Below are 7,859 nucleotides of genomic sequence, written 5' to 3' on the forward strand. Positions count from 1 at the left end.
CATTCGGGCTTGCTGGGGGCAAACGCCCGTCAGTCTTCGCTCAATCCCACCTTGAGCAGCGCCCCGTCCTTCGCATCGGTCAGCACATACAGATAACCATCCGGCCCCACCCGCACGTCTCGGATTCGCGCCTTGAGCTCACCCAGCAGGCGCTCCTCATGCACGATCTTGTCACCTTTGAGCTGCAAGCGAATCAGCTCCTGTGTAGCCAGGGCACCGATGAACAGGTTGTGGTCCCAGGCCTTGAAGGTCGGGCTGTCATAGAACGCCATGCCGCTGATGGCGGGCGACTTTTCCCAGACATGGTGAGGAGGCTGGGTGCCCTCCACGTGCTGGCCCTTGGCTTCGGGGATCGGTAACAGCGAGTAGTTGATTCCATGGGTCGCGATAGGCCAGCCGTAGTTCTTACCGGGCTCAGGGATGTTGATCTCGTCACCGCCACGGGGCCCGTGCTCGTGGGTCCAGAGCTTGCCAGTCCAGGGGTTGAGGGCGGCGCCCTGCTGGTTGCGATGGCCAAAGGACCAAATTTCGGGGCGCACGTTGGCCTGACCGACGAAAGGGTTGTCCTTGGGAATTTCGCCATCCGGGAGGATACGCACGATCTTCCCTTGGAGTTTATCCAGGTCCTGAGCGGTGGCACGCTGGTTGTTCTCACCCAACGCGATAAAGAGATAGCCGTCACGGTCGAATACCAGGCGTGAGCCGAAGTGGATGCCTTCAGAGAGCTTCGGCTGCTGGCGGAAGATCACCGTGAAATGCTCCAACCGGGCGAGATCCTGGGACAGCTGCCCACGACCGACCGCGGTACCGGCCTTGCCGTCGGCGCCTTGCTCGGCATAGGAGAGGTATATCGTGCGGTCCTTGGTGAACTCGGGGGACAGCACCACATCAAGCAATCCGCCTTGCCCCTGGGCCCAGACCACGGGAACACCGCTCAGCGGCGGGCCGACCTTGCCCCCGGCACTGACCACCCGCAGGTTGCCGGGACGCTCGGTCACCAGCATGCCCTGGCCGCCGGGCAAAAAGGCCAATGCCCAGGGGTTGCGCAAACCTTCGGCAATCGTGCTGACCGTCAGTTGCCCCGCCTCGCTGGGCAAGTGCTGTTCAGGGGCCGCTTGGGCCAACAGGGGTACCAGGGCGAAGGTGGCCAGCCAGATTCTGCGGGTCATGCTCGGTTCCTTCCAGTGGGATTCACGGCGCACGTTGGTTATCACGCGGTGGTCGAGTGGGTTCCAGGTTCGGGCTTTGCTGCTCGCGCCGCAGGTTGTCGCCATTGCCTATGCCACGGTTGTCCAGCGTTGGAGGCCGGATGATCGGCTGAGTGGACGGCCCGCGGACCGGTGGTGTGGCCTGCATGCTGCCCTGGTGGCTATTGGGGTTGGCGCGCTGGATCGGGCTGTTGTAGGGGTTGTTGCGGTCCGCGGCAATGAGCAACGGTTCGGGGAGCGGCGCAGCCGACAGCGGCAGGCTCAGCGAAAGGCCGATAACCAGAGCGGATATCGTGGGATTCATGCTTCACCTCCTGTACGCAATCGCGCGCTCAAGCGTTGGATAGCCTAGGACGCGACAGGTTCGCGGCAAAAGTGCGAATGCAGGGAGAGAGATTTCTTGATGTTTCAGTATGAGCCTAGAGGATTGCGGTGCTGGGCTTTCGCGACACAAGGCCACTCATCGCTCAATGGCGCGAGCGGCCTTGATTGAGGTTCTCAAGCCTTGCTGTCGACCTTGTGCCGCGCGGCATACAGGCAAAGCATCTCCATGGCCAGCGTGGCGCCAGCCAGGGCGGTGATGTCGGCATGGTCATAGGCCGGCGCCACCTCCACCATGTCCATCCCCACCAGGTTGATGCCGCGCAGCCCACCCAGGATCTCCAGCGCCTGCACCGTGCTCAGCCCGCCACAGACCGGCGTACCTGTGCCAGGGGCGAACGCAGGGTCGAGGCAGTCGATGTCGAACGTGAGGTACACCGGTCGATCCCCTACGCGCTGGCGGATCGCCGCGATCACAGCCTCCGTGCCCTGACGGTGCACCTGGCGCGCGTCGAGAATGGCAAAGCCCTGGGTGTCGTCATTGGTGGTGCGCAAGCCGATCTGCACGGAACAGGAAGGGTCCACCAGGCCCTCACGGGCCGCGTGCCAGAACATAGTGCCATGATCGATACGCTTGCCCTCCTCGTCCGGCCAGGTATCGCTGTGCGCATCGAAGTGGATCAGCGCCAAAGGTCCGTGACGCTCGGCATGGGCCTTGAGCAGAGGATAGCTGATGAAATGGTCGCCCCCGAGGGTCAGCATGGCGCACCCAGCGTCGAGGATCTGCCTGGCATGGGCCTCGATGCTGGCCGGGACCGACTCGGGTGTGCCACTGTCAAAAGCGCAATCGCCGTAGTCGATCACCGCCAGATGATCGAAGGGGTCGAACGTCCAGGGCCAATGTCTGGCCCATGCCTGCTGCACCGAGGCGGCGCGGATGGCCCGCGGTCCGAAGCGGGCCCCAGGACGGTTGCTGGTGGCGGTATCGAACGGCACACCGCTGACCACCACATCGACGCCGCGCAGGTCACGGCTATAGCGGCGCCGAGAGAAACTGGTAATGCCAGCGTAGGTGCTTTCCGCAGCGGTGCCGTAGAGGCTATCGCGGGTCATAGCCTGGTCATTGTTGTGGGCGTGTTCCACGGGCGAGCTCCTGGTTGTCGTTGTTCGTTACTGACGGCTGCGAAACGCAGTCCACATCCGGTTGCGCTGGCGCAGGTCGGACAGCGCCATGCCGCGATCGCCATACAAGCGCTGGCGAACCTCGGCGGATGGATAGATGTCCGGGTCGTTGCGCACGGCATCGTCCACCAGCGGCGTGGCAGCCTGGTTGGCATTGGCGAAGAACAGCGTATTGGTGAGCTCGGCCACGGATTCAGGACGCAGCATAAAGGCAATGAAGGTGCGGGCAGCCTCCGGGTGCGGGGCATCCTTTGGGATGACCAGGTTGTCCTGCCAGACCAACGTCCCCTCGCGTGGGATGCGGTAGATCACTTCGAAGGCCTTGCCCGCACGACGCGCCTGATCGGCGGCCATAGCCGCATCGCCGTTGTAGGTCAACGCCAGGCATACACTGCCGTTGGCCAGATCGTTGATCTGTCGGCCGTTGGCCACGTAGCTCACCGAGGGCTGCAACTGGCTTAGCAAAGCCTGGGCCGCATCCAGATCGGCCTTGCTCTGGCTGTATGGGTCTTTGCCCAGATAATTGAGGGTTACCCCGATCACTTCCTGAGGCGAGTCGGGCAAGGCGATGCCACAGCCTTTGAGGCGACTGGCGTATTCGGGTTTGAACAGCAGATCAAGGCTGTCCAGCGGTACGTCACCCAGACGTTCGCGCACTGCCTCGACGTTCACGCCCAACCCCAAGGTGCCCCAAGTGTAGGGCACGGCATAACGATTGCCGGGATCGGTCTCGGCCAGCTTGGCCAGCATGTCCGGGTCGAGGTTGCTGTACCCAGGCATTTCCTGGGCCTGCAAGGGCTGCAACGCATTGGCCTTGAGGGCTCTGGCCAGCACCGTGGATGAAGGCACCACCACGTCATAGCCACTGCCGCCGGTGAGCAGTTTGGTCTCCAGCACTTCGGGCGTGTCGAAGGTGTCGTAGCGCACCTTGTAACCGGTCTGCTGCTCGAATCGCTTGAGCGTCGACTCAGCGACATAGTCGGCCCAGCTGTAGAGGTTGACGACCTTCTCTTCGGCCTGGAGAGGCAAAGCCAGGACCAGGGACAGCAGACACAGCGATCGACGCATGGCGAACACCTCGGCAAATGAGTGGATGCCCTCAGCATGCCAGCCGGGTTACATTGAAAAAATCGCAAGTTTGCAAAGCTGACATTCACCAGGAGTGATGTAATGCTCGGACAACTGCACGACCCGGACCTGCATCTGCTTAGGCTGTTCGTCACTGTAGTCGAGGCCGGCGGCTTCAGTGCCGCCCAAGGCGTGCTGGGCCTGAGTCAGCCCAGCATCAGTCAGCAGATGGGGCGCCTCGAAACCCGCCTGGGATACCGCCTGTGCAGTCGCGGCAAGGGGGGCTTTCGCCTGACCGAAAAGGGTGAATTGCTGCTCAAGGCTACCCGGGAGTTGCTGGTACAGATCGAGCAGTTCCGTCAACAGGCCAATGGTGTCGGCGGACGGCTGCTGGGGTCGGTACGCATCGGCATGGCCGAGAACCAGGACAACAGCGTCACGCTCCGTCTGGCCAATGCCATCGCACGCTTTCGCCAACGCGAGGAGTCAGTGCAACTGGAGTTGATCAGTGCGCCGCCGGCTGAGCTCGAGCGGCTGCTTCTCGAGCAGCGCCTGGACTACGCCATCAGCTACTTCTCCGGCAGCCAAGCTGCGTTCGACTACCAGCCGCTGTTCGACGAAACCCAACGGCTGTATTGCGGCAAGGGGCACCCGTTGTTCACGGTGATGCAGGTGGGGAGCGACGAGCTGCTCGAAGCAGACCAGGTCCGCCACCCCTACCGCTTCCTCAAAGCGGGCGAACCCTTCCAGAGCCGTCGCAGCTCTGCCTTGGCCGAGCAGATCGACAGCGCCCTGACATTCATCCTTTCGGGACGCCACATCGGCTACCTGCCCCTCCATTGCGCCGCACCCTGGGAAGCGCGCGGGCTGCTGCGGGCGCTGGATCCAGGCCTGGATTTCAGCGTGTCCTTTACCCTCGCCCGGCATCGTGCCCAAGCGCCGGGAGAGGCGCAGCAGGCCTTTGCCGAGGACCTTCGGGAGGCCTTCGCCTGACTCTTTCAGAGGACCCGGCGCAGATGGTCTTTCAACGCCTGCACCCTTTTGCCACACTGCGGGCTCGATCCTTCCCCAAGGCCACTGTCATGACCACCCGCCGCCTCCGTTTCTGGCTGATTGCCCTGTTGGCCTGCGCCCTCAATGCCTGCGCGCTGTTCCAGGCGCGTGATCCGTTGAACATCAACGTCGTCGGGATCGAACCACTACCCTCCGCGGAACTGGAAATGCGCATGGCAGTGAAGATCCGCGTGCAGAATCCCAACGAGACGCCCGTTGATTTCAACGGCATCGCACTCAAGCTTGAAGTCAACGGCCAGCCCCTGGCCGCTGGGGTCAGCGATCAGAAGGGGCACATTGGCCGCTACGACGAAGCGGTCATCGTAGTGCCCATGAGCGTCACGGCCTTTGCGATGGTGCGCCAAGCCTATGGCTTGGGACGGCTGGGTTCACTGCAGGGGCTGCCCTACGTGCTGCAGGGCAAGATGGCGGGCGGCCCCTTGGGGACCGTGCGTTTCACCGACAAGGGCAAGCTCGACCTGCCCGCTGTCGGTAGCGCGACCTGGTGATCGCGCAGGCGGCGAGGATCAGCGATTGCTGCTGGCCGCGGCCATCATCTTGTTGACTTCGCTGCGCACCATGTTGGCGAACTCAGGGGGAGACATGCCATCGAGTTCGGCGCGAACCCATTCCGCCCATTTGCTCTTGCGCCGTGGCTTCTCGCCGATCAGCCGGGCAGCCTCGCCCTTGGCCTTGCCGAGGTTGTTCTGCCAATGTTCGAACAGCCGGGACTTCTCTGCCTCGATCTGTGCCCGTTCCTCGAAGCTTCTGTTGGCCAGATTGAAACTCATGGGATTACCTACCGCTTGAAAATGGCCGCTATCTTACACTGTAGCGGCGAGCAACCGGTACGCCGCGGCAACTTTCCGCACGGTGCGGCATCCATTGCTCAAGCCCCTACGATCGAGGACACGTTCATGGCCAGGAAAATCGCCGCACACAGCGACAACGAACAAATCAAGGACCAGGTTTTCAGCGAACTGCAGGCCTTGATCGAAGAATCGGAGCGACTGCTCCATGACAGTGCTGCGCTGGTGGGGGACGAGGCCGATACCCTACGTGCCCAGATCGCCCTCAAGCTGCGCCAAGCACGCCAGGCCGCCAATACCCTGCGTGGCAAGGCACAGCCTGCGATGGAGGCTGCCGAGCACTACATGGGCGGACATCCATGGCAGACGGTGGCAATCTCAGCGGGTGTGGGGCTGGTGATCGGCCTTGTGTTGGGCCAGCGACGCTGACCCGCCCCAATCCCCGAAACCGCTCAGGCCGCCGTGGCCATTGGGATACCGCTGTGGAAGCGCAGCTCCTGATCTGGCGAACTGATCAACTCTGCCTCGGCTTCACGCACCTGCTCCACGACTCGAGCGATGTCCGAGGCGTCACCATATTGGTGGGCCAGCTTGAGGTAGCCTTGGTAATGGCGCGCTTCGCTCTTGAGCAGGCCGTGATAGAAGGTCCCGAGTTCTTCGTCCAGATGCGGTACCAGCGCTGCGAAACGCTCGCAACTGCGGGCCTCGATGAAAGCACCAACCACCAGCGTATCCACCAGCTTGACGGGTTCGTGAGCCCGCACCAGACGCCGCAGACCGGAGGCATAACGCCCCGCCGACACCGGTCGCAACGGAACACCACGACGCTTCATCAGACGCAGGACTTGCTCATGGTGCACCAACTCCTCACGGGCCAGGCGCGACATCATGTTGATCAGGTCAAGATGGGTGTTGTACTTGGCGATCAGGCTCAGCGCGGTACTGGCGGCCTTGAACTCGCAGTTCTTGTGATCGATCAGCAAGGTTTCCTGGTCAGCGAGCGCCGCTTCTATCCAAGCGTCAGGGGTAGGACAGCCCAGGAAGGCATCGATTTCGGGAATCAGGGACATAAGCTCACAACAACAGGCCAACGGCAGGATCGGCGATTATACCGGGGGTGGCGCCGATCGCCAGCGACTATGCTGATACATGTCAAGCGGCACTGCGCGGGATGCTGACTATAGTCAGGCACTGGCCGCCACCTACCAAGGGAGTTAATGCCCATGCAAGCCGTCCGCAGCATCCTCGTCGTCCTAGACCCCGAACACGCCCACAGTCGAGCCTTGACGCGCGCCAAGCTCATCGCCGGGGTGACTGGCGCACGCCTACACTTGCTGATGTGCGACAAGCGCCAGGACCACAGCGCCCTGCTCAGCCTGTTGAGCAGCCAGCTACACGATGACGGGTATGACAACATCACCCATGAACAGACCTGGCATGAAAGCCTGCATGACTCGATCATCGAGGTGCAGCAGGCCGAAGGTTGCGAACTGGTCATCAAGGAGCACCGCCCAGACAATCCACTGCGCAAGGCACTACTGACCCCTAGCGATTGGAAACTCCTGCGCTATTGCCCCTGTGCAGTACTGATGGTGAAGAACGAGCGGCCTTGGACCGGAGGCGCGATTCTTGCCGCGGTGGATGTAGGCAACAACGATGAAGACCATAGGCGTCTACATGCCAGCATCATCGACCATGGCTATGCCATTGCCGGCCTGGCCAAGGGTGATCTGCACGTCATCACCGCCCACCCTTCTCCCATGCTTTCGGCGTCTGATCCGACGTACCAGCTCTCCGAAACCATCGAGCAGCGATATCGTGAAGCCTGCAAGGCCTTTCAGGCCGAATTCGACATTCCTGATGATCATTTACACATTGCCGAAGGTCCGGCAGATGTTCTTATCCCTTACACAGAAAAGCAGCTCGATGCGGTGATGACCGTCATTGGCACTGTGGCCCGCACGGGTATTTCCGGCGCCTTGATTGGCAATACTTCGGAAGTGGTCCTCGACGCCCTGGAGGGTGACGTGTTGGTGCTCAAGAGCGAAGAGACTGTCGCGCACCTGGCAGAGCTGGCGCGTGGCTGATGGAGCCAAGGGGCTGCGACACGATCTCTATAGGTGCTTGTTTCAGGAGCACAAAGACAAAACCCCTACCTACTCGCGCAGATAGGGGTTTTGCGAAATGAATCTTGACGATGACCTACTCTCACATGGGG

General features: G+C 61.9%; 10 protein-coding genes. 4 read left to right on the forward strand and 6 right to left on the reverse strand.

Annotated elements, in window-relative coordinates; all coding sequences use genetic code 11:
• Positions 1-29: 29 nt before the first annotated feature.
• The 4 genes from ABOA88_RS08140 to ABOA88_RS08155 form a co-directional block, all read right to left on the reverse strand.
• Complete coding sequence (locus tag ABOA88_RS08140; RefSeq protein ID WP_367851901.1) at positions 30-1,169, reverse strand: PQQ-dependent sugar dehydrogenase; 1,140 nt, start codon at positions 1,167-1,169, stop codon at positions 30-32.
• A 22-nt stretch (positions 1,170-1,191) separates the two neighbouring features.
• Positions 1,192-1,512: a hypothetical protein gene (locus ABOA88_RS08145; RefSeq protein WP_367851902.1), complete on the reverse strand. Its 321-nt coding sequence runs from the start codon at positions 1,510-1,512 to the stop codon at positions 1,192-1,194.
• 194 nt (positions 1,513-1,706) lie between these two features.
• Complete coding sequence (gene speB / locus ABOA88_RS08150) at positions 1,707-2,672, reverse strand: agmatinase (RefSeq protein WP_196170455.1); 966 nt, start codon at positions 2,670-2,672, stop codon at positions 1,707-1,709.
• 27 nt (positions 2,673-2,699) lie between these two features.
• Positions 2,700-3,779 (reverse strand): extracellular solute-binding protein, encoded by a 1,080-nt coding sequence (locus ABOA88_RS08155; RefSeq protein WP_196170456.1) that lies wholly within the window; start codon positions 3,777-3,779, stop codon positions 2,700-2,702.
• Between the two features lie 102 nt (positions 3,780-3,881).
• On the opposite strand from ABOA88_RS08155, the gene ABOA88_RS08160 reads away from it, so the two are divergent.
• The gene (locus tag ABOA88_RS08160; protein ID WP_367851903.1) at positions 3,882-4,772 is read left to right on the forward strand and encodes a LysR family transcriptional regulator; all 891 of its coding nucleotides are present in this window, start codon (positions 3,882-3,884) and stop codon (positions 4,770-4,772) included.
• A gap of 89 nt (positions 4,773-4,861) precedes the next feature.
• Positions 4,862-5,341: an LEA type 2 family protein gene (locus tag ABOA88_RS08165; protein ID WP_196170458.1), complete on the forward strand. Its 480-nt coding sequence runs from the start codon at positions 4,862-4,864 to the stop codon at positions 5,339-5,341.
• An 18-nt stretch (positions 5,342-5,359) separates the two neighbouring features.
• Here the strand turns inward: ABOA88_RS08165 and ABOA88_RS08170 are convergent, their stop codons facing one another.
• A complete protein-coding gene (locus ABOA88_RS08170; RefSeq protein ID WP_070571827.1) occupies positions 5,360-5,623 on the reverse strand; it encodes a hypothetical protein in 264 nt (87 codons plus the stop codon).
• Between the two features lie 126 nt (positions 5,624-5,749).
• Here ABOA88_RS08170 and ABOA88_RS08175 point away from each other — a divergent pair, with 126 nt between their 5' ends.
• Positions 5,750-6,070, forward strand: coding sequence for a DUF883 family protein (locus ABOA88_RS08175; RefSeq protein WP_196170459.1), 321 nt, complete (start codon positions 5,750-5,752; stop codon positions 6,068-6,070).
• A gap of 23 nt (positions 6,071-6,093) precedes the next feature.
• Here ABOA88_RS08175 and ABOA88_RS08180 read toward each other — a convergent pair whose 3' ends face one another.
• Positions 6,094-6,711: a tRNA-(ms[2]io[6]A)-hydroxylase gene (locus ABOA88_RS08180; RefSeq protein WP_196170460.1), complete on the reverse strand. Its 618-nt coding sequence runs from the start codon at positions 6,709-6,711 to the stop codon at positions 6,094-6,096.
• Positions 6,712-6,864: 153 nt separating this feature from the next.
• On the opposite strand from ABOA88_RS08180, the gene ABOA88_RS08185 reads away from it, so the two are divergent.
• Positions 6,865-7,728, forward strand: coding sequence for a universal stress protein (locus ABOA88_RS08185; protein WP_196170461.1), 864 nt, complete (start codon positions 6,865-6,867; stop codon positions 7,726-7,728).
• Positions 7,729-7,859: the final 131 nt, after the last annotated feature.

It is taken from the genome of Pseudomonas sp. PKS, assembly GCF_051913525.1.
Taxonomy (GTDB): Bacteria; Pseudomonadota; Gammaproteobacteria; order Pseudomonadales; family Pseudomonadaceae; genus Aquipseudomonas; species Aquipseudomonas guariconensis_D.